A 20,413-nucleotide genomic window follows, 5' to 3' on the forward strand; every position below is an offset into this window, starting at 1 on the left:
GAAGAGAAGGACATCATGGATCAGTCCACGCGCGACCCGGGCTCACCCGGCCTGCTCGACCTCCCCATGCCCAAGCCGGCCGAGTGCCCCTTCGGGCCCGCCCCGGAGTTCGCCAGGCTCCGCGCCGAAGCGCCCGTCACCCGGGTGGCCTGTCCCACCGGCGTCACCGCGTGGCTCGTCACGCGCTACGCCGATGTCCGCGAAGTCCTCGGAGACTCCGAACGGTTCAGCAGCCGTTCCGGCCAGGTGGCTCACCTCATGGCCCACGCCGATCCCGGACGCCCGGTCGGGGAGGGCGAGTTCACCCGCATGGACGGCGCGGACTACCAGCGCTTCCGCCGTCACATCGGTCCGGAGGTGAGCGCCCCGAAGCGGCTGGCCGCCCTCCGCCCCGCGGTGCAGAAGGTGATCGACGAACGCCTCGACGCGCTCGCCGCCGCCGGGCCGCCCGCCGATCTCTACTGGGACTTCGCCATTCCCGTCACCACCGCCGCCATCGGCGGGCTGGTCGGCGTCCCCTATGCCGACCGGGAGTTGTTCCACAAGGCCGCGGCGGCCGTGTTCACCGGCACCACCAGCCAGGCCGAGCTGGCCACCGCGCTCCAGCCGCTGTATCAGTACCTGTTCGGCCTCGTGCAGCGCCGCCGTGCCGAACCGGGTGACGACGCGCTCAGCCGCATGATCGCCCGCGGCGACGCGAGTGACGAGCCGTTCACGGACTTCGAACTGGTCGCCATGAGCGCCGTGATGCTGGTCGCGGGCTTCGACAACACCGCCACCGTGCTCGCCCACGGTGTGCTCGCCCTGCTCGGCGACCCGGGCCAGCTCGCACGTCTGCGGTCCGCTCCCGAGCTGGTGCCCGCCGCCGTCGAGGAGATGGTCCGGCTGCTCGGCGGGGCCGCCGGTATCACGCGCCAGGCCGCCGAGGACACCACCATCGGCGGCCGGCCGGTCGCCAAGGGCGACCTGGTCCTGGTGGCGATCCAGGCGGCCGACCACGACCCGTCCATGTTCCCCAACCCGGAACGTCTTGACCTCGACCGCCGTACCGACGGACACCTCGGCTTCGGCTACGGCACCCACCAGTGCTTCGGGCAGCAGACCGCCCGGATCGAACTCGCCCTCGCCCTGGAGACGCTGCTGCGCCGCGTGCCCTCCCTGGCCCTCGCCGTCCCCTTCGAGGAGATCCCGTTCAAGACGGACACGGCCGTCATCGGGCCGGAACGCGTGCCGGTCACCTGGGACGAGATCCTGCCCGCCGGGGAGGCCGCGCGATGAAGGTCCGGCTGGACAGGTCCGCCTGTGTCTCCTCGGGCATGTGCGCCCTGCTGGCGCCGGAGGTGTTCGACCTCGGGGAGGACGACGGTGTGGTCGTTCTGCTGCGGGAGGCACCGCCCGAGGAACATCAGGAGGACGTGCGCCGCGCGGTTCACGCCTGCCCGGCGGACGTCATCGCCGTAGAAGCCTGAGTCGCGCCGGGCCCGGCCGCGGACCTGAGGAAGGACTGGGGTGTGGGCCGGGGGAGGCCCCCGAGCCACGGCCCGACCGGCCCGCCACAGAATGACCGGAGGGGTGACGGCCGACCACAGGAACCCGGTGTCTTCACGTGTCGGCGCGGACCGGATGCGACGGTGAACCGCATTTCAACGGGCCGGGTGGCGTCCGGGAGGAGGGCGCGGGGCGTGTCCTGGACGCCCCGATGCCGAATCGGCAGGCGGCCGCGGCGTCGCACCAGCGGCATTCACTGCATGACCAATGCACGTCACAGCGGGAGTTCAGAAACATGACGGTCCAGAAGTCGAAGGCGTCTGCGGCGTCGAGGCAGTCCGATGCGCGGACCGTCCCGGGCGGGCCCGACAGCCGCGGCGGTGAACCCGTCGCAGTCGTCGGCCTGGCCTGCCGTCTGCCGGGAGCCCCTTCCCCGGCCGAGTTCTGGCAATTGCTGCGGGAGGGCCGGGACGCCGTCGGCCCAGCCGCGGACAGCCGTCGCGAGGCGCCGGGCGGCGCCCTGACGGGCAGCGGCCCGGCCGGCTACCTGGACCGCGTGGACACCTTCGACGCACCGTTCTTCGGCATCTCCCCGCGAGAGGCGCGGGCCATGGACCCGCAGCAGCGCCTGATGCTGGAGTTGTCCTGGGAGGCGCTGGAACACGCCGGGATCGTGCCGGGCGACCTCAGGGACACGCGTACCGCCGTTTTCGCCTCCTCGATGTGGGACGACTACGCCGAACTGGCCGTCCTCAGCGGCGCCAACAATCTCGGCCCGCACAGCTTCGCCGGCACCCGCCGCACCATGCTGGCCAACCGGGTCTCCTATCTGCTCGGCCTGAACGGACCCAGCCTCACCGTCGACTCCGGCCAGTCCTCCTCCCTGGTGGCCGTGCACCTGGCCTGCGAGAGCCTGCGCCGTGGCGAGGCCACCGCGGCCCTCGTCGGCGGCGTTAACCTGATCCTCGGTGAGGGTTCCGTCGCCACCTCGGCCGCCATGGGCGCGATGTCCCCCAGCGGGCGCTGTCGCACCTTCGACTCCAGGGCCGACGGCTACGTCCGTGGCGAGGGCGGCGCCGTGCTCGTTCTCAAGCCGCTGTCCATCGCCCTGGCGGACGGCGACCCGGTGCATTGTGTGATCCGCGGCAGTGCCGTCAACAACGATGGCGGCGGCGACAACCTGACAGCCCCCCGCCGCGAGGCGCAGGAGGAGGTGCTGCGCCTCGCCCATGAGCGTGCCGGCACCCGTCCGGACCACGTGCGGTACGTGGAGCTCCACGGCACCGGGACCCCGGTGGGGGACCCGATCGAGGCGGCGGCCCTCGGGGCCGTCCTCGGCGCCGCCCGCCCAGTCGGCGACCCGCTGTACGTCGGCTCCGTGAAGACGAACATCGGCCACCTGGAAAGCGCGGCCGGCATCGCCGCCCTCCTCAAGGTCGTTCTCAGCCTCAGCCGCGGTGAACTCCCGCCGAGCCTCAACTACGCCGAGCCCAACCCCGGCATTCCCCTGGACACCCTCAATCTGCGGGTCCGGACGGAATGCGGCCCCTGGCCCGGGGAGGACGAGCAGCCGCTCGCGGGCGTTTCCTCGTTCGGTCTGGGCGGCACCAACTGTCACGTCGTCCTGGCGAAGTTCGCACCGGACGCCGGACGGAACGAGGAGCCGGCCGCCGCGCCGACGGACCAGGGCGTCCTGGCCTGGCCGCTGTCGGGTGCCTCGCGCGAGGCCCTTGCGGCGCAGAGTGGGCAGCTGGCCGCGTTCCTGGCCGACGGCGGCGTGCCCTTGCCAGAACTGGGCGCTTCGCTGGCCGGCACGCGCACAGCCTTCCGGCACCGCGCCGTGGTGGTGGGGCGCGAGCGGGCGGAGCTGATGGCCGGACTGTCCGGGCTGGCCGCCGGAGAGCTGCCCGGCGGCGTTGTGTCCGGGGTCGTGGGCGGCGACGCGGGCCCGGTCTTCGTGTTCCCCGGTCAGGGGTCGCAGTGGGTCGGCATGGGGCTGGCGCTGGCGGCGGAGTTCCCCGTGTTCCGGGAGGCACTGGCGGAGTGCGAGCGGGTGCTGTCGGAGCATGTGGACTGGTCCTTGCGCGAGCTGCTGGGCTCTCCCGCGCTGCTGCTGGGCCGGGCGGACGCCGTACAGCCGGCGTTGTGGGCCGTGATGGTGTCGCTGGCGCGGCTGTGGGAGTCGTTCGGCGTGGTGCCGTCGGCCGTGGTGGGTCATTCGCAGGGCGAGATCGCAGCCGCCGTCGTGGCGGGTGCGCTGTCGTTGGAGGACGGCGCCCGGGTGGTGGCGCTGCGCTCGCAGGTGCTCGACCGGCGACTGGCCGGCCGGGGCGGGATGGCATCCATCGCGCTGGCCCGGGAGGCGACCGAGGAGCTGACCGCCCGGTGGGCGGGGCGCTTGTCGGTGGGCGCGGTGAACGGCCCGTCCTCGACGGTGGTGTCGGGCGAACTGGAGGCGCTGGACGAGCTCGACGCCGAGTGCGCGGCGCGCGAAGTGCGGGTGCGGCGCATACCGGTGGACTACGCTTCGCACTCGGTTCTGGTGGAGGCGGTGCGTGAGGAACTGCTCCAGGCGCTGGCCGGGGTGCGACCCCGGCCGTGCGTGGTTCCGTTTCTCTCGACGGTGACGGGCAAGGAGCTCCAAGGCCCGGAACTGGACGCGGAGTATTGGTACACCAACCTTCGCTCCACCGTGGAGTTCGCCGACGCCACCCGTATCCTCATCGAGCGGGGACACGACCTGTTCGTCGAGGTCAGCCCGCACCCCGTGCTGGTCGGCAGCGTGGCGGAGACCGCCGAGGTCGCCGATACGGGCGTCGATGCCCGGGCCCTGGGCACGCTGCGCCGCGACGACGGCGTGCCCGAACGCTTCCTCGCCTCCCTCGCCCAGGCGTGGGCCCATGGGGCGCACGTGGCATGGGACGGACTCTTCGAAGGGTACGCCCGCCGCCGTGTCGAACTGCCCACCTACCCTTTCCAGCGAGAGAGTCACTGGCTGGAAGGTGCCGGCTCCTACGCTCCGCCTCCGCTCCGGCAGCCGACCGCGGAGACCGACGCCGCGGACGAGTACACCGCCCGGAGTTCAGCCGCCGCTTCTGTGCCAGGACTCGCGGGCAGGAACGCCGGGCAGCAGCGCGAACTGCTGACGGACCTCGTCCGCCGACACACTGCCGCCGTGCTCGGCCACGCCGACTCAGGACGGGTCGACAGGACCGTCCCGTTCAAGGAGGCCGGCTTCGACTCGCACATGTCCGTCGAACTGCGCGACCGGCTGAACTCGGCCACCGGCCTGCGGCTGCCCTCCGGGGTCCTCTTCTCCCACCCCACCCCGGCTGAGCTGGCCGAACGCCTGCGCACGGACCTGGTGGGCGACCCCGACGGCGACCTGCCGACGGCGAACGTGGGCGCGGCCGACGAGCCGATCGCCATCGTCGGCATGGCCTGCCGCTTCCCCGGCGGCGTCGCCGGCCCGGAAGATCTGTGGCAGCTCGTGGCCGAAGGCCGGGACGCCGTGGGCGACTTCCCCACCGACCGCGGCTGGGACCTGGACGCGCTGTACGACCCCGACCCGGAGCACCACGGCTCCTCCTACACCAGGAAGGGCGGCTTCCTCGACAGCGTTGCCGAATTCGACGCGCCCTTCTTCGGGATCTCGCCACGCGAGGCTCAGACCATGGACCCGCAACAGCGGCTGATGCTGGAGACGTCCTGGGAGGCGATCGAACGCGCCGGCATCGCCCCCCCGGCCCTGCGGGGAACTCCGACGGGCGTCTTCGTCGGCGCCATGGCGCAGGAGTACGGGGCGCCGCTGCACCAGGCCCCAGAAGGGCTCGAAGGGCAACTGCTCACCGGCAACGCCGCCAGCGTCCTCTCCGGCCGCGTCTCTTACACCCTGGGCTTCAACGGGCCGGCCATCACTGTCGACACAGCCTGCTCCTCCTCCCTCGTCGCCATCCATCTGGCCGCCCAGGCTCTGCGGCAGGGCGACTGTTCAATGGCGCTGGCCGGCGGTGTCACGGTGATGCCGAATCCTGGCATGTTTCTGGAGTTCAGCCGCCAGCGCGGGCTGTCTCCCGACGGGCGCTGCAAGGCGTTCGCCGCCGCCGCCGACGGCACCGGCTGGGGGGAGGGCGTCGGCGTCCTGGTGCTGCAGCGCCTTAGCGAGGCACGGCGCGCGGGACATCGGGTCCTCGCCGTGCTGCGCGGCTCGGCGATCAACCAGGACGGGGCCAGCAACGGGCTGACGGCCCCCAATGGCTCCTCGCAGGAGCACGTCATTCGCCAGGCCCTGGCAGCTGCGGGGCTCGACGGCGCCGACGTGGACGCGGTGGAGGCACATGGAACGGGCACCACGCTCGGCGACCCGATCGAGGCGACCGCGCTGCTGGCCACCTATGGGCGGGGCCGGAACGGCGACGACCCGCTCCACCTGGGGTCGCTGAAGTCCAACATCGGGCATGCCCAGGCGGCCGCGGGTGTCGGTGGTGTGGTCAAGATGGTCATGGCCATGCGGGAGGGGACACTGCCCAGGACGCTGCACGTGGACCAGCCGTCGCCGCACGTGGATTGGTCGAGTGGCGGTCTCTCCCTGCTGGTCGAGCCGCTGCCCTGGCCCGAGCGCGACCGCCCGCGCCGCGCCGCCGTGTCCTCCTTCGGTATCAGCGGCACCAACGCCCACGTCATCCTCGAAGCGCCCTCCGAACCCTCCGAACCTCCCGAACCCTTCGAGCCGGCCGGGACCCGGCCCTCGCGGCCGGAGACGGTGCTGTGGCCGTTGTCGGCCACGTCGCGCGACGCGTTGGCCGCGCAGGCGCGGCGGCTGGCCGGGTTCGTGGGGAGCGGCAAGCTTTCGTTGCGGGACGTGGGAGCGTCGCTGGCGACGACCCGTGCGGCGTTCCGGTACCGGGCCGTGGTGGTGGGGCGCGGGCTTGAGGAGATGACGGCGGGACTGTCGGGGCTGGCGGCGCGGGAGTCGCCCGGCGGTGTGGTGTCGGGTGAGGCGAGCGGTGATGGCGTGGGGCCGGTGTTCGTTTTTCCCGGACAGGGGTCCCAGTGGGCGGGGATGGGGTTGGAGCTGGCGGCGGAGTTCCCGGTGTTCCGGGAGGCGTTGCAGGACTGCGGGCGGGCGCTGTCGTCCTACGTGGAGTGGGACCTGTGGAAGGCGCTGGGATCGGACGAGTTGCTGGAGCGGGTGGATGTGGTGCAGCCGACGCTGTGGGCGGTGATGGTGTCGTTGGCGCGGTTGTGGGAGTCGTTCGGTGTGGTGCCGGCGGCTGTGGTGGGCCATTCGCAGGGGGAGATCGCGGCTGCTGTGGTGGCGGGTGCCTTGTCGTTGGAGGACGGGGCGCGCGTGGTGGGGCTGCGGTCACGGGTGATCGCTGAGCGGCTCGCGGGCAAGGGTGGGATGGCGTCGGCGGCGTTGGACCGGGCGGCGGCCGAGGAGCTGGCCGCGAAGTGGGGGGGCCGGTTGTCGGTGGCGGTGGTGAACGGTCCGTCGTCGACCGTGGTCGCGGGCGAGCCGAGCGCGCTGGAGGAGTTCGTGGCGGCGTGCGAGAAGCGGGAGGTACGGGTGCGGCGCGTCGCGGTGGATTACGCGTCGCATTCGCCTCAGGTGGAGGCGGTGCGGGACGAACTGCTCGCGGTGTTGGACGGCGTTCGGCCGGGGGTGTGCACGGTGCCATTCCTGTCGACGGTGACGGGGGAGGCCCTGGCGGGGCCGGAGCTGGATGCGGAGTACTGGTACACGAACCTCCGATCCCCGGTGGATTTCGCCGAAGTCACCCGCACTCTCATCGGCCAGGGACACCGTCTGTTCGTCGAGGCGAGTGCACATCCCGTGCTCGCCATGGCCATCGAGGAGAACGCGGAGGACGAGGTGGCGGCCGTGGGCACACTGCGCCGCGACGACGGCGGAAGTGACCGCTTCCTCACCTCCCTCGCGCAGGTCCACGTCAACGGCGGTCCCGTCGACTGGCCGGCGGTCCATCCCGGCGCCCGTGCGGTGGAGTTGCCGACCTATCCCTTCCAGCACCAGCGCTACTGGATGACGAGCCCGGCCCCCGGGAACCAGGCACAGGACCACCCGCTCGCCGAGACCGTGGTCCCGCTCGCCGGTGGTGACGGTGCGCTGCTCGTCGCCACCCTGTCGCGGCGGACCATGCCGTGGCTCACCGACCACGCCGTCAAGGGCGCGGTGCTGCTTCCCGGCACCGCGTTCGTCGAACTCGCTCTGAAGGCGGGCGAGGCGGCCGGCTGCGGGCGGCTGGAGGAAATCACCCTCCATGCCCCGCTGCGGGTGCCCGAGCGCGGCTCGGTACAGCTCCAGCTCGCGGTGCACGGCTCGGAGGACACGGAAGCGGCCGGCCGCGGGTACACCTTCACCGCCCACTCGCGGCGCACGGACGCCGGTGCGGACGAGCCCTGGACCAGCCACGCCACCGGGGTACTCACGCCCGTCCCGGCGGCCGAACCTGCCGTTGACGCCCCCGCCTGGCCGCCGGCCGGGGCCGAGCCGGTCGAGATCGCCGAGCTGTACCCCGGGCTCGCCGAGCTGGGCTACGACTACGGTCCGGCGTTCCAGGGCGTCAAGGCGGCCTGGCGGCTCGGCGACGAGGTGTTCACCGAGGTCGCGCTCCATCAGGACCAGCTGGCCGAGGCCGCGCACTTCGGGTTGCACCCCGCGCTGTTGGACGGCGCCCTGCACGGCACGCTGCTGGACTCCCTGGCGAAAGACACCCCCGACCTGACTCTGCCGTTCAGCTTCTCCGGCGTCGAACTGCACGCCTCCGGCGCGAGTACCAGCCGCGTCCGCATCACGCCCCAGGGGCCGGACGCGTTCACCATCCGGCTGACCGACACCGTCGGCCGCACCACCGCCCTCATCGAGTCGCTGGTCATGCGGAGCGCCGACCAGCGCGCCGCCGGTGGACCCGTCGACGGGCTCTACCGGATCGACTGGGTGCCGGCCGCCGAGCTTGCCTCCGAACCCGCCGGCGAGAGGTGGCAGGTGCTCAGCCCCGAGACGCCGGACCTGAGTGCCCTCCGTGACTCGCCGCCGGCCGTCGTCGTGCTGCCCGTCCCCGCGGGGCGAGGTGTGTCGGAGGCGGTCGGCGGGACTCTTGCACTCATGAAGGAGTGGCTGGCCGACGAGCGTTTCTCCACGTCCCGTCTCGTTTTCGCTCTCTCCGGCGACCGGCCCGAGCAGGCGGCGGTCGCGGGCCTGGTGCGCAGCGCGCAGAACGAGCAGCCCGGCCAGTTCACGCTGGTCCACACCGTGGACGACCCGGAGTTCGCGTTCAGCGCCGCCGCCGGGGCGAGCGGCGAGCCCGAACTGCGGGTGAACGGGCGGCAGGCGGCCGTACCCCGGCTGACGCGCGCGGCACGTCGTCTCATCGCTCCGCCGGAGGAGCACTGGCGGCTCGGCGTTTCCGACGCGGGCGAAGGTCTTGACGCCATCGTCCCGGTGCCCGCCCCCCGGGCGGGGGCACAGCTGCCGGAGGGATGCGTCCGGGTCGCGGTGGGCGCCGCCGGGCTCAACTTCCGTGATCTCGTGGTCGCGTTGCGTATGGTGCCTGGCCTCGAAGGCGTGGGCGTCGAGGGGGCCGGCACCGTGACGGAGGTCGGCCCCGATGTCGAGGAACTGCGCGTCGGCGACCGGGTGATGGGCATGCTGCCCGAGGCGATGGGCCCGGTCGCCGTGGCCGATGCCAGGACTCTGACGCGGATGCCGGACGGGTGGACCTTCGAGCAGGGTGCTTCCGTACCGGTCGCCTTCCTCACCGCGTGGATGGGCCTGGTGGACCTGGCCGGGCTGTCGCGCGGCGACCGGGTGCTGATCCATGCCGCCACCGGGGGACTCGGCCTGGCGGCCCTTCAGGTGGCCAGGAGCGTCGGTGCCGAGATCTTCGCCACCGCGAGCCCGGCCAAGCACCATCTGCTGCGTGACCTCGGTCTGGGCGACGACCACATCGCGAGCAGCCGCGACCTCGACTTCCGCGACCGGTTCCTCGCCACCACCGGCGGCGCGGGCCTGGACGTGGTGATGAACGTCCTCAGTGGCGAGTTCACCGACGCCTCACTCGACCTGCTGCCGAACGGCGGCCGGTTCGTGGAGATGGGGAAGACCGACATCCGGGACGCGGACGCCGTCGCGGCCGGCCATCAGGGGGTGCGGTACCAGTACTTCGACCTGATGTCCGAGAGCCCCGACCGGGTGCGTGGCGCCCTGCGCCACCTCCACGACCGCTTCGCGGACGGCAGCTTCAAGCCACCGCTGATCAACAGCTGGCCGATCGACGCCGCGCACGAGGCGTTCGACACACTGCGACGCGCCAACCATCTCGGCAAGCTGGTGCTGACCACCCGCAGTCCCTGGCGTGCCGGGCGCACCGTGCTGATCACCGGCGGCACGGGTACCCTCGGTGCCCTGCTGGCCCGGCACCTGGTCTCCGAGCACGGTGTCCGCCACCTGCTGCTGACCAGCCGGCGCGGGCCGGCCGCCGAGGGCGCGGCAGAACTGATCGAGGAACTGGCCCGCCTCGGCGCGGAGGCCAGGGCTGTCGCCTGCGATGTCGCCGACCGGGCATCCCTCGGCAAGCTGTTGGCGAGCATCCCCGCGGAACAGCCGCTCGGCGCCGTGGTCCACGCGGCCGGCCTGCTCGATGACGCCACCGTGGAAGCCATGACCGCCGAACAGGTCGAGCGGGTGCTGCGGGCCAAGGCCGCGGCCGCGTTGCTGCTGGATGAACTGACCGAGGGGGCCGACCTGGACGCCTTCGTGCTCTACTCGTCCGTGGCCGGCGTGCTCGGCACGGCAGGACAGGCCAACTACGCCGCCGCCAACGCGGTGCTGGATGCCCTGGCCCGCGATCGACGAGGGCGCGGCCTGCCCGCCGTCTCCCTGGCATGGGGGCTGTGGCAGCAGGCCAGCGGCATGACGGGGCATCTGGACGGCCAGGACATGGGACGCCTCTCCCGCACGGGCATCGCCCCGCTGGAGGCCGCCGAAGGGCTCGCCCTGTTCGACCAGGCCATGGCGGACGGCGGCGCCGGACTGGTGGCGGCCCGGCTCGACCTCGCCGGGCTGCGGCAGCAGGCCGCGGCCGGCCAGCTGTCGGCCGTCCTGCGGGGACTGGTCGGTTCCCCGCGGCGGCGCGTGCTGCCGGCGGCCGACCGGTCGGTCGCCTCGGGCGAGCGGACTCTGACGGAGCGGCTCGCGGATGTCGCTCCCACGGAGCGCCAGCGAGTGCTGCTGGATCTGGTGCGGTCCCACGCCGCCGCCGTGCTGCGGCACGGCACCGCCGAGGACGTCGAGCCGGACCGCCCCTTCCGGGACGTGGGATTCGATTCGCTCACGGCTGTCGAACTCCGCAACCGCGTCAACGCGGCCACCGGCCTGAAACTGCCCAGCACCGTGGTCTTCCGGCATCCCACACCGACTCAGCTCATGGAGCGCTTGGACGCCGACCTCTTCCCGCAGCAGAAGGGGGTCGTCGCCACGGACATCCTCAACGACCTCGACCGGCTGCGTACCGCACTGGCGGGTCTGGAGGCGGACGAAGCCGACCGGCGGTCCGTCGCGGTTCGGCTGCGGGCCCTGCTGGCCGGCCTGGAGGACGACCCGGGCGAGGACGCCGCGTCGCAGGACGGGAACGACGCACTGGCCACGGCGACGGACGACGAGATGTTCGCGCTGATCAACAAGGAGCTGGGGATCGAGTGAGGGGCACCGGCTCGGGCCGCGGGCGAGTCGCGCGCGGCCCGAGCCGGTGCCCAGGGTTTCCTTCCTGAGCGGTGGCGATCACGCCGCGGTGGGATGGAGGGCACGACCACGGCTGCGTCACCGTGCAGCACCCGTGGTGTGCCGGGCAGGGGCCGTCGGCCGGTTCTCCTGTGCCCGCAAGGGCCTTCGGCGCGTTGGGCGACCCCCGGCGCGCCGCGGACCCGCGGGCCGCGAGGTCCTGCGGGCTTCTCGCCCTCCCGGCGGGGCCCGGCCCCGGGGTGCGGAACGACTGGAGCGCGCCTGGGGTGGCGACTGGGGGGCGTCCCCAGGGGACGGGTCCTCTCCCCAGCCCAGAATGGCTATCAGTTTCCGGTTCCTGTTCCAGCGAACCCATGGAGCTGCTACCTCCTTTACCTCCTTCCGTTCCACCTCCGAGGGGAGCTCGTCGCCTTTCGGAGGGTGGACCGGCCTGGGGTGCTGTGAGTCCCGATCGGCAATGGCGCGATCCGTCCGCGAGCGACGGGCAGCGGGGCCGGAGAAGTCGGGAAGGCAGGGAAAGCCGGAAAGAGGCATATCGCTATGACAGGGCGGGCGGCCGTCTTCCCCAGCGACTCGGCGCGCCGCAGACCGACCATCCACCTAGGGGTTGTACCGATGGACGCAACTACTGCCCGCCCCCCCATGACGGGTGACCCGAGGGCCCGGCTCGGGACCCGAAGGGCGTCGCAGGCCTTCCGCCGTGGCACGCCGACCCAACCAGTGAGCGGGAGCTGACCTGCCATGACCTTGCAGGACACCAAGGACACCAAGGCTCCGCTCCGGCAGGTGGTGGCGGCGGACACTCTCCCGGACGCCTTGCTGGTCCGCAGCGCGGAGCAGCCGGATGAACTCGCCTACGTCTTCCTCACCGACGGCGAACGCCCCGGGGACGCCCTCACCTACCGGCAGTTGGACCAGGCGGCCCGGGCCAGGGCCGACGCGCTGAACGCCGTTGCCCACGGCGGCACCGCGATCCTGATGTACCCGGCGGGTCTGGAGTTCATTCGCAGCCTGCTCGGGTGCATGTACGCCAAGGTCGCCGGCGCGCCGGTGCCCGTACCCACGAGGGACCGCGGTCTGGAGCGGGTGCGGAAGATCGCGGATGACGCGGGGACCACGGTGGTGCTGACCGTTCAGGAAGTGCGGGACGACCTGCTGGCGAGGTTCGGCGGATCGCCGCTGCTCGACGGCCTGGACCTGGTCGCCACCGACACGATGCCGGACGCTCCGCCAGCCGGCTGGCAGCCGCCGCACGTGGCATCCACGGATATTGCCCTGCTCCAGTACACCTCTGGTTCCACCGGTGACCCCAAGGGCGTGATGGTCACCCATGGCAACTTCTCCGCCAATGTGCGGGAGACCGACGGCCTGTGGCCGTGCGACCCGGACGGCGTGCTGGTGTCCTGGCTGCCTCATTTCCACGACATGGGCATGCTGTTCGGGGTGGTGATGCCGCTCTGGGCGGGCGTGCCCTCCTACCTGATGGCGCCGGCCGCCTTCATCCGGCGGCCGAGCCGCTGGCTGGAGGCGATCTCCCGGTTCGGCGGCACCCACTCGGCGGCGCCCAACTTTGCCTACGACCTGTGTGTGCGCGAAGCCGAGCAGAAGGGCTTCAGCGAGGGGCTCGACCTCTCCACCTGGCGCGTGGCGGCCAATGGTGCCGAGCCGGTGCGCTGGTCGGTGATCGAGGAGTTCACTCGTACGTTCGCGTCGGCCGGCTTCCGGTCGCGTGCCATGTGCCCCGGCTACGGGCTCGCCGAGAACACGCTGAAGAGCACCGCCAGCCCGCAGGAGTCGGACCCCACGGTGCTGTGGGTGGCGGACGAGGCACTGCGCGAGGACCGGGTCAGCCTGCTGCCGGGCCCGGGTCAGGAGGCGCAGCCGCTGGTCGGGACGGGTGGGCCCCATGGCGATACCCGTGTGCGCATCGTGGACCCCGAGACGCGTGTCGGACTGCCGTCCGGCCGGGTCGGGGAGATCTGGATCAGCGGACCCTGCGTGGCGGCCGGTTACTGGGGCCGCCCCCGGGAGTCGGCCGAGACCTTCCGGGCCGAGATCGCCGGTGAGGCGGACGCCGGAGCGTTTCTACGCACCGGGGACCTGGGCTTCCAGCATGAGGGCGAATTGTTCGTCACCGGCCGGATCAAGGACGTCATCATCCGCAAGGGGCGGAATTTTTATCCGCAGGACATAGAACTGTCCGCCGAACGGTCCTGCGCCGGCCTTTATCCCAACAGCGTCGCGGCCTTCTCCGTCGACGACGGGACGACCGAGCGGCTCGTAGTGGTGGTGGAAGCGGACGGCCGGGTCCTGCGGACCGTCGGCGCGGAGTTGCTGCGCGAGCGGGTCGTGTTGGCCGTGTACGACCGGCAGCGGCTCCACGTGGACGACGTGGTCGTGGTGCGGCGGGGCTCGCTGCCCAAGACGTCGAGCGGCAAGGTACAGCGCCGTGCCTGTCGCACGTTGTACTTGGACGGCGTGCTGGCCCCGGCGGGTGGCAGGGACACGGCATGACCGGTCGGCCCGGCCCGGGGGGCACAGCTATCGAGACGGGCCTGCCGGCCCGCCGTGGAGAAGGCGGAAGTCATGAAACGGAGAGCGAGAAGGTGCAGTCAGCAGAGCGGACCGCGGACGGTGCCACCGGAGAGACGGCGCGGCGGCTCGCGGAGCTGAGCCGCCGCCGTGCGGAGCTGGCGGCGCAGTCATCATCCGAGCGCGTGGCGCGGCAGCATGCCAAGGGAAAGCTGACTGCCCGGGAGCGCATCGAGGCGCTGCTCGACCCGGGTTCCTTCGTCGAACTCGACGAGTTCGCGAGGCACCGCTGTCACAGCTTCGGCATGCAGGAGCATCGCCCGTACGGCGACGGCGTGGTGACCGGCTACGGCACCGTGGACGGTCGGCGGGTGTACCTCTTCGCACAGGACTTCACGGTGCTCGGGGGTGCCCTGGGTGAAGTATTCGGCGAGAAGATCATGAAGGTGATGGATCTCGCCATCAGCACCGGCTGCCCGATCATCGGCATCAATGACTCCGGTGGCGCCCGCATTCAGGAGGGCGTGGTGTCACTGGCGTACTACGCCGAGGTGGTCAAGCGCCACGTCGCGGCCTCCGGTGTGATTCCGCAGATCTCCCTGATCATCGGGCCGTGCGCCGGGGGAGCGGTCTACGCGCCGGCGACGACCGATCTGGTGGTGATGGTGGAGGACATCTCCCATATGTTCGTCACCGGTCCGGAGGTGCTGCGCTCGGTCACCGGTGTGACGGTCGGCCAGGAAGAACTGGGCGGTGCGGAGCAGCACAATGCCGTCAGCGGCGCGGCGCACTACCTGGCGCAGGACGAGAAGGACGCGTTCGAATACGTTCGCCTGGTGCTCGGGCACCTCCCGTCGAACAATATGTCGAAAGCGCCGGTCTATCCGGTGCCGCGCGGCCAGGCGCGGACGGAGACAACGGAGGCCGACCGGGCGCTGGACACCCTGATCCCGGACCAGCGCAACCGGCCTTACGACATGGCGCAGGTGGTGCACACGGTGGTCGACGACGGGGAACTGGTCGAGGTGCAACCGCTGTTCGCCCGCAACATCATCTGCGGCTTCGCCCGGGTCGAGGGCCGGAGTGTCGGGGTGGTGGCCAACCAGCCGCTGCACATGGCGGGCGCACTCGACATCGACGCCAGCGAGAAGGCGGCGCGGTTCATCAGGCTGTGCGACGCGTTCGACCTGCCCGTGCTCACCTTCGTGGACGTGCCGGGCTTCCTCCCCTCGCAGGAGCAGGAGCGCCTGGGCATCATCCGCAGGGGGGCCAAGCTGATCTACGCGTACTGCGAGGCGACCGTGCCGATGGTCACGGTGGTGACCCGCAAGGCGTACGGCGGCGGTTACGGGGTGATGGGGTCCAAGCACCTCGGGATCGACGTCAATCTCGCCTGGCCGACGGCGGAGATCGCGGTGATGGGCGGCGAGAGTGCCGTCGGGGTGATCCACCGCAGGGAGATAGCGACAGCCGCGGACCCCGAGGCGGAACGGGTCAAGCTGCGGACGGCGTACGAGGACGCACTGTGCACGCCCTACGTGGCCGCGGAACGCGGCTATGTGGACGCGGTGATCATGCCTCATGAGACCAGAGGGCGCGTGATCTCCGCGCTGGACGCGTTGCAGGACAAGCGGCTGGACCGGCTGCCCCGCAAGCACGGAAACATCCCGCTATGAGCGGGCGGATGGCCGGCACCGCCGCCGTGCCGGGCCCGGGTGGCGAGGAGACCGGCGGCATCCGGGTGGTGCGGGGGAATCCGGCAGACGACGAAGTGGCCGCGGCCGTCACGGCTGTGCTCATGATGCTGACCGCCGCCGAGAACCGCGCCGCCGCCGACCAGGTCCGTGGGCGCTGGTCGGCGCCCACGGACCGGATGACGCGCCGACCGGTGCGCGACGGCTGGGCCTGACCGGCATCCGGCCGCTGCGCCCGCGGCGAAGCCGTGCGGCGATCCCCTCGGTGCCTCTCCGTCCCCCGGGGGACGGAGAGGCCACACGTATGCCACCTTCAGACGGCGAGATCGTTCTCCAGCACATCGAGGGCGCGGTCGACGACATCTCTGAGGTCTTCGTGCATTCCCTGTTCCGACCAGTACATCAGTGCCTCCCGAAAACCTCCCACCACGGCACCGACGAAGACCCGCAGCTCCAGGCCCTCCGGCGGGTGCCCTGTCCGGTCGGCCAGGGCCCTGGTGAGATGCTCGCTGGTGATGGCCATCGTCTCGGGCAGCCGGGCGCGCAGCGCCGGGACCGTTGACACCAGTCTCATCCGGCGGAAGATCTCCGCCTTCGCCTCCGGAGTGGCGTGCTCCGCGAGCATGGACTCGCGCATGGCCTCGCGCAGGGCGGCCAACGGCGTCTCCTGTTCGGGGCGGGCGCGCAGAGCGGCCTCAAGGAACGGGTTGTCGTCGCTCGCCAGCACGATGTCTTCCTTGGTGGGGAAGTAACGGAAGACGGTGCTTGTGGAGACCTCGGCCGCCTCGGCGATCTGGTCCACTCGGGTGCCCTCGTAGCCGTGCTTGTCGAACAGATCGTACGCCGCCTTTCGGATGGCCCTGCGGGTACGGACTCGTTTCCGTTCCCGCAGGGCCCCTTGGGTCGCGGGGGATTCAGATGCGGCGGGCGTGTGACTCATGTGCCTATTCTGTGGGACGCGAGTCGGCGGGGGTGAGGCTGCTCTCCGACGCGCCTCCCGTGGTGTCCTCGCGCCGGGCGTCCTCGGCACCGTCGCCGTCCGGGGTGTCTGCTGTGCCCTCCTGCCCCGGAGGCTGGGAGGGCATGAGCCAGGCCACCAGCAATGCGATTACCAGTGCCCCGATGGCGCAGAACAGCAGTGTTGCGCTCATGGCATCCATGAAGGCCACGTTGGCCGACTCAGCCAGGCCGGCGCCAGCCGTTCCGCCCACCTCGGCGGCCACCAGGTGCGCGGCGACCACCGATTCTCCGACCACTTCGGCGGCGGCGCCCGGCAGCCCGTCGGTGCTGACGTTGTCCTGGTACACCTGCGAGAGCACGCTGCCCAGGAGGGCGACGCCGATCGCGCTGCCCACCTGCCGCCCCGTCATGAGGAGCCCGGAGCCGACGCCGGACCTTCCCGGAGGCAAGTGCGCCAGCGCGGCGTCCATGGCCGGAATCGTCGTCAGCCCGGTGCCGAGGCCGGTGATGGTCAGCCAGGTGGCGGCCAGGGCGTAGCTGGAGTCCACGTCGGTGGTGCTGCCGATGAATCCGGCGAGCGACAGGAACAGCAACCCGATGACGATGGTCGTACGCGAGCCGATCGCCTTGACCAGGAGGTTGCAGGCGCGCGCCGCAACCAGCAGACCGCCCATCATTGGCATGAGCCGGACACCGGTACCCATCGCGCTCTCACCCCGCACCGCCTGGAGATACTGCGGGACGACGAAGAGCAGACCGGTCAGGATCAGTGTCGCCATGATGGTGCTCACGGCGTTCCAGGCGAAGCCGGGGTTGCGTAGCAGCGCAAGGTCGAACATCGGGAGTGCCTGCCGACGTTCGCGGAGCACCAGGGCGGTCAGCAGGATGACCGAGCCGACGAGGAAGCCGATGACCAGCAGGTCGTCCCAGCCCCGGCTGGAGCCCTCGATGATCCCGAAGACGAGTGAGGCGAGGCCGCCGACGCTCAGCACGGTGCTCAGCGCGTCCACCTTCGGGGCCGCGAGATCCTTGGACTCGGGGACAAGGAGCAGACAGGCCACGATGCCGATGGCGGCCATCGGGACGTTGATCAGGAAGACCGAGCCCCACCAGAAGTTGTCGAGCAGCCAGCCGCCGAGCAGCGGCCCGAGCGGCAGCCCGGCGGCCAGTGCGGCGGCCAGCACGGCAATGGCCTTGGGCCGGTCGGCCGGGCCGAACAGCGTGGGCACCACGGATAGGGCCAGCGGCGCGACCAGTGCGGCACCGAGGCCCATGACCGTGCGGGCGACGATCAGCATCTCGGCGCTGTCCACCAGTGTGCCGAACAGCGAGCCGGCCAGCAGGGCCATCAGCCCGATGACGAGCAGCCGACGCCGTCCGTACCTGTCGCCCAGCATGCCCGCCGGCAGCATGGTCGCTGCGAAGACGATGAGGAAGGAGTCGATGATCCACTGCTGCTCGGTGGTGGTGGCGCCGAGATCCGCCGCCAGGGTGGGGAGCGCGACGTTCAGGATCGTCGTGTCGAAGCCGAGGACCAGTGACGCCATGGCCAGCGCGCCCAATGCCCACCAGCGGCGTGGATTGTCGTAGTGCGTCTGCACGGAGCCATCCGGGGGAGAACTCATGACACACCTTTCGAGAGTCACTTGCAATAGATAGCTACAGTCAAGCGACTGTAGCTGTCAACATCTCCCGACGTGATGCCCATGCCGCGTCCGGCCACCCGAGACCGTCCACGCACACCGGTGGCCGACGGGCCGGTGGCCGCAGGGAGCCCAGGTCGGTGCGCCTCTGCGGCTGGTGACCTCACGAGGGGTTGATCAAGCGCTTTGACCAGCGGGAAAGAACCCGGAGCCCGCCCCGGTCCTGAGCCTGGGGTGAGGGCTGGGGTGTTCCCCGATGCAGCGGGTGTCCCACTGAGCGGAGAATCGTTGGCAGAACCTCAAAACGCCTGTGAAAAAAACGGGGCGCGGGGGACCCGGCGACAGCCGAGGCAGACGAGGGCATGCGAATGGTTCCGCGGGGAGCGGGCGCATCGGCATGCCCGTGCTCTCCCTCGCGCGGGACGCGGACCAGGCGTGTCTCATTCGCCCGTGGACACCACTGCCGCCCCTACCCTGCCGTCTGGAGAGTAGCCTTCCGATGTCTGCGAACGAGGACAAGCTCCGCGACTACCTGAAGCTCGTCACCGCCGACCTTCGCCAGGCGAAGCAGCGTCTGAAGGAAACGGAGGCCAGGAACAGCGAACCGATCGCCATCGTCGGCATGGCCTGCCGTTACCCGGGCGGTATCTCGTCGCCCGAAGGGCTGTGGCAGTTGGTCGCCGACGGCGCCGAGGCTGTTCTTCCGCTGCCCGACGACCGGGGCTGGGACTTGGAGGGGCTCTACGACGCCGACCCGCTGAGCGCAGGGAAGAGCTACCTGCGGGGCGGGGGCTTCCTGGCCGAGGCGGGGGAGTTCGACGCGGATCTGTTCGGGATCTCGCCGCGTGAGGCATTGGCGATGGACCCGCAGCAGCGGTTGCTGCTCGAAGCCTCCTGGGAGGTGTTCGAGCGGGCCGGGATGGCCCCTACCTCGTTGAAGGGCGACAACGTCGGTGTGTTCGTCGGCGCCGTTCCGCAGGATTATGCGCCCAGGGCCGGCGACCCCGCCGCCAGGGAACTGGAGGGCTACCTCGCCGTCGGCAATACGACGAGCGTCATGTCCGGACGCATCTCCTACACCTTCGGACTGCGCGGGCCCGCGGTGACGGTGGACACGGCCTGTTCCTCGTCGCTCGTGGCGCTGCATCTGGCGGTCCAGGCCCTGCGGAAGGGCGAGTGCTCGATGGCGGTGGCCGGCGGCGTCACCGTCATGTCGGAGCCCAATTGGATCATCGACCTCAGCCGGCAACATGGGCTCTCCGCCGACGGACGGTGCCGGGCCTTCGACGCCGACGCGAATGGTTTCGGCCCCGCCGAGGGCGTGGGTGTGCTGCTGGTCGAGCGCCTGTCGGATGCGCGGCGCAACGGGCACCGGGTGCTCGCGGTGATCCGCGGCTCCGCCGTCAACCAGGACGGTGCCTCCAACGGGCTGACCGCGCCCAACGACGTGGCCCAGGAAGACGTCATCCGCCGGGCCCTGGCGGACGCGGGTCTTGCGGCGCGTGATGTGGATGTGGTGGAGGCGCACGGGACGGGGACCAAGCTGGGTGACCCGATCGAGGCGCAGGCTTTGCTGGCCACTTATGGTCAGAGCCGGTCCGGTGACCGGCCGCTGTGGCTTGGGTCGGTGAAGTCGAATATCGGTCACACGCAGGCCGCGGCCGGTGTGGCGGGTGTGATCAAGATGGTCATGGCGATGCGTCATGGTGTGCTGCCCAGGACCCTTCACGTGCGTGAGCCCTCCCCGCACGTGGACTGGTCGTCCGGCACGGTCCAGCTGCTGACCGAGGACCGTCCGTGGAACAAGGACGGCGAGCCGCTGAGGGCCGGTGTGTCGTCGTTCGGAATCAGTGGCACCAACGCCCATGTGGTGATCGAGGCGCCCGACCGGGCCGGTGCCGCCGGGCCTGCCGGCGAGGTCCGGTCCGTGGCCGGGCTGCCGGGTGGTGTGGTGCCGTGGGTGCTCTCGGGTAAGGACGAGGGGGCGTTGCGGGCGCAGGCGGCGCGGCTGCGGGAGTTCGTCGAAGCGCGGCCTGAGCTGGCTCCTGACGAGGTGGCGTGGTCGCTGGTCTCCACCCGAGCCGCGCTCGAGCACCGCGCCGTGGTGCTCGGCACCGACCGTGAGGAACTGCTCGCCCGCCTCGCCTCGTTCACCTCCGAGGAGGCGCCTGCGGACGCCGTCCGCGGCGTGGTGGGCCCGCACGGCTCCCGTCCGGTGTTTGTGTTTCCTGGTCAGGGGGCGCAGTGGGTGGGGATGGGTGTGGAGTTGGCTGGGGTGTTTCCGGTGTTTCGGGAGGCGTTGGAGGAGTGTGGGCGGGCGTTGTCGGGGTTTGTGG

9 protein-coding genes are annotated in these 20,413 nt (G+C 71.3%); 7 read left to right on the top strand and 2 right to left on the bottom strand.

All coding sequences use genetic code 11. From position 1 onward, the window contains the following. The first annotated feature begins 15 nt into the window (after positions 1-15). From RM779_RS08115 to RM779_RS08140, 6 genes are all read left to right on the top strand, one after another. A complete protein-coding gene (locus RM779_RS08115) occupies positions 16-1,278 on the top strand; it encodes a cytochrome P450 (RefSeq protein ID WP_311616983.1) in 1,263 nt (420 codons plus the stop codon). After that, positions 1,275-1,469, top strand: coding sequence for a ferredoxin (locus RM779_RS08120; RefSeq protein ID WP_311616984.1), 195 nt, complete (start codon positions 1,275-1,277; stop codon positions 1,467-1,469). The genes RM779_RS08115 and RM779_RS08120 overlap by 4 nt, the downstream gene beginning before the upstream one ends. Before the next feature lie 314 nt (positions 1,470-1,783). After that, positions 1,784-11,209: an SDR family NAD(P)-dependent oxidoreductase gene (locus RM779_RS08125; RefSeq protein WP_311616985.1), complete on the top strand. Its 9,426-nt coding sequence runs from the start codon at positions 1,784-1,786 to the stop codon at positions 11,207-11,209. Between the two features lie 780 nt (positions 11,210-11,989). Further along, on the top strand, positions 11,990-13,762 hold the full coding sequence (locus tag RM779_RS08130) for a fatty acyl-AMP ligase (RefSeq protein WP_311616986.1): 1,773 nt from the start codon (positions 11,990-11,992) through the stop codon (positions 13,760-13,762). A gap of 92 nt (positions 13,763-13,854) precedes the next feature. Next, entirely contained in the window at positions 13,855-15,456 is a 1,602-nt protein-coding gene (locus RM779_RS08135) for an acyl-CoA carboxylase subunit beta (protein ID WP_311616987.1), read from the top strand. Further along, entirely contained in the window at positions 15,453-15,689 is a 237-nt protein-coding gene (locus tag RM779_RS08140; protein ID WP_311616988.1) for an acyl-CoA carboxylase subunit epsilon, read from the top strand. Before RM779_RS08135 ends, RM779_RS08140 begins: the two co-directional genes overlap by 4 nt. A gap of 98 nt (positions 15,690-15,787) precedes the next feature. Here RM779_RS08140 and RM779_RS08145 read toward each other — a convergent pair whose 3' ends face one another. Beyond that, entirely contained in the window at positions 15,788-16,414 is a 627-nt protein-coding gene (locus RM779_RS08145) for a TetR/AcrR family transcriptional regulator (protein ID WP_311616989.1), read from the bottom strand. 4 nt (positions 16,415-16,418) lie between these two features. After that, a complete protein-coding gene (locus RM779_RS08150) occupies positions 16,419-18,059 on the bottom strand; it encodes a DHA2 family efflux MFS transporter permease subunit (RefSeq protein ID WP_311616990.1) in 1,641 nt (546 codons plus the stop codon). A gap of 517 nt (positions 18,060-18,576) precedes the next feature. Between RM779_RS08150 and RM779_RS08155 the strand changes: the two genes are divergently transcribed. After that, a partial coding sequence (locus tag RM779_RS08155; protein ID WP_311616991.1) for a type I polyketide synthase occupies positions 18,577-20,413 on the top strand: 1,837 nt, incomplete at its 3' end.

Source organism: Streptomyces johnsoniae (assembly GCF_031845565.1).
In the GTDB taxonomy this organism is placed as follows: Bacteria; Actinomycetota; Actinomycetes; order Streptomycetales; family Streptomycetaceae; genus Streptomyces; species Streptomyces johnsoniae.

Coding starts and splice junctions, on each gene's coding strand:
- RM779_RS08130 (WP_311616986.1), top strand. CDS start 11,990: ATGACCTTGCAGGACACCAAGGACACCAAGGCTCCGCTCCGGCAGGTG.
- RM779_RS08125 (WP_311616985.1), top strand. CDS start 1,784: ATGACGGTCCAGAAGTCGAAGGCGTCTGCGGCGTCGAGGCAGTCCGAT.
- RM779_RS08115 (WP_311616983.1), top strand. CDS start 16: ATGGATCAGTCCACGCGCGACCCGGGCTCACCCGGCCTGCTCGACCTC.
- RM779_RS08145 (WP_311616989.1), bottom strand. CDS start 16,414: ATGAGTCACACGCCCGCCGCATCTGAATCCCCCGCGACCCAAGGGGCC.
- RM779_RS08150 (WP_311616990.1), bottom strand. CDS start 18,059: ATGAGTTCTCCCCCGGATGGCTCCGTGCAGACGCACTACGACAATCCA.
- RM779_RS08120 (WP_311616984.1), top strand. CDS start 1,275: ATGAAGGTCCGGCTGGACAGGTCCGCCTGTGTCTCCTCGGGCATGTGC.
- RM779_RS08140 (WP_311616988.1), top strand. CDS start 15,453: ATGAGCGGGCGGATGGCCGGCACCGCCGCCGTGCCGGGCCCGGGTGGC.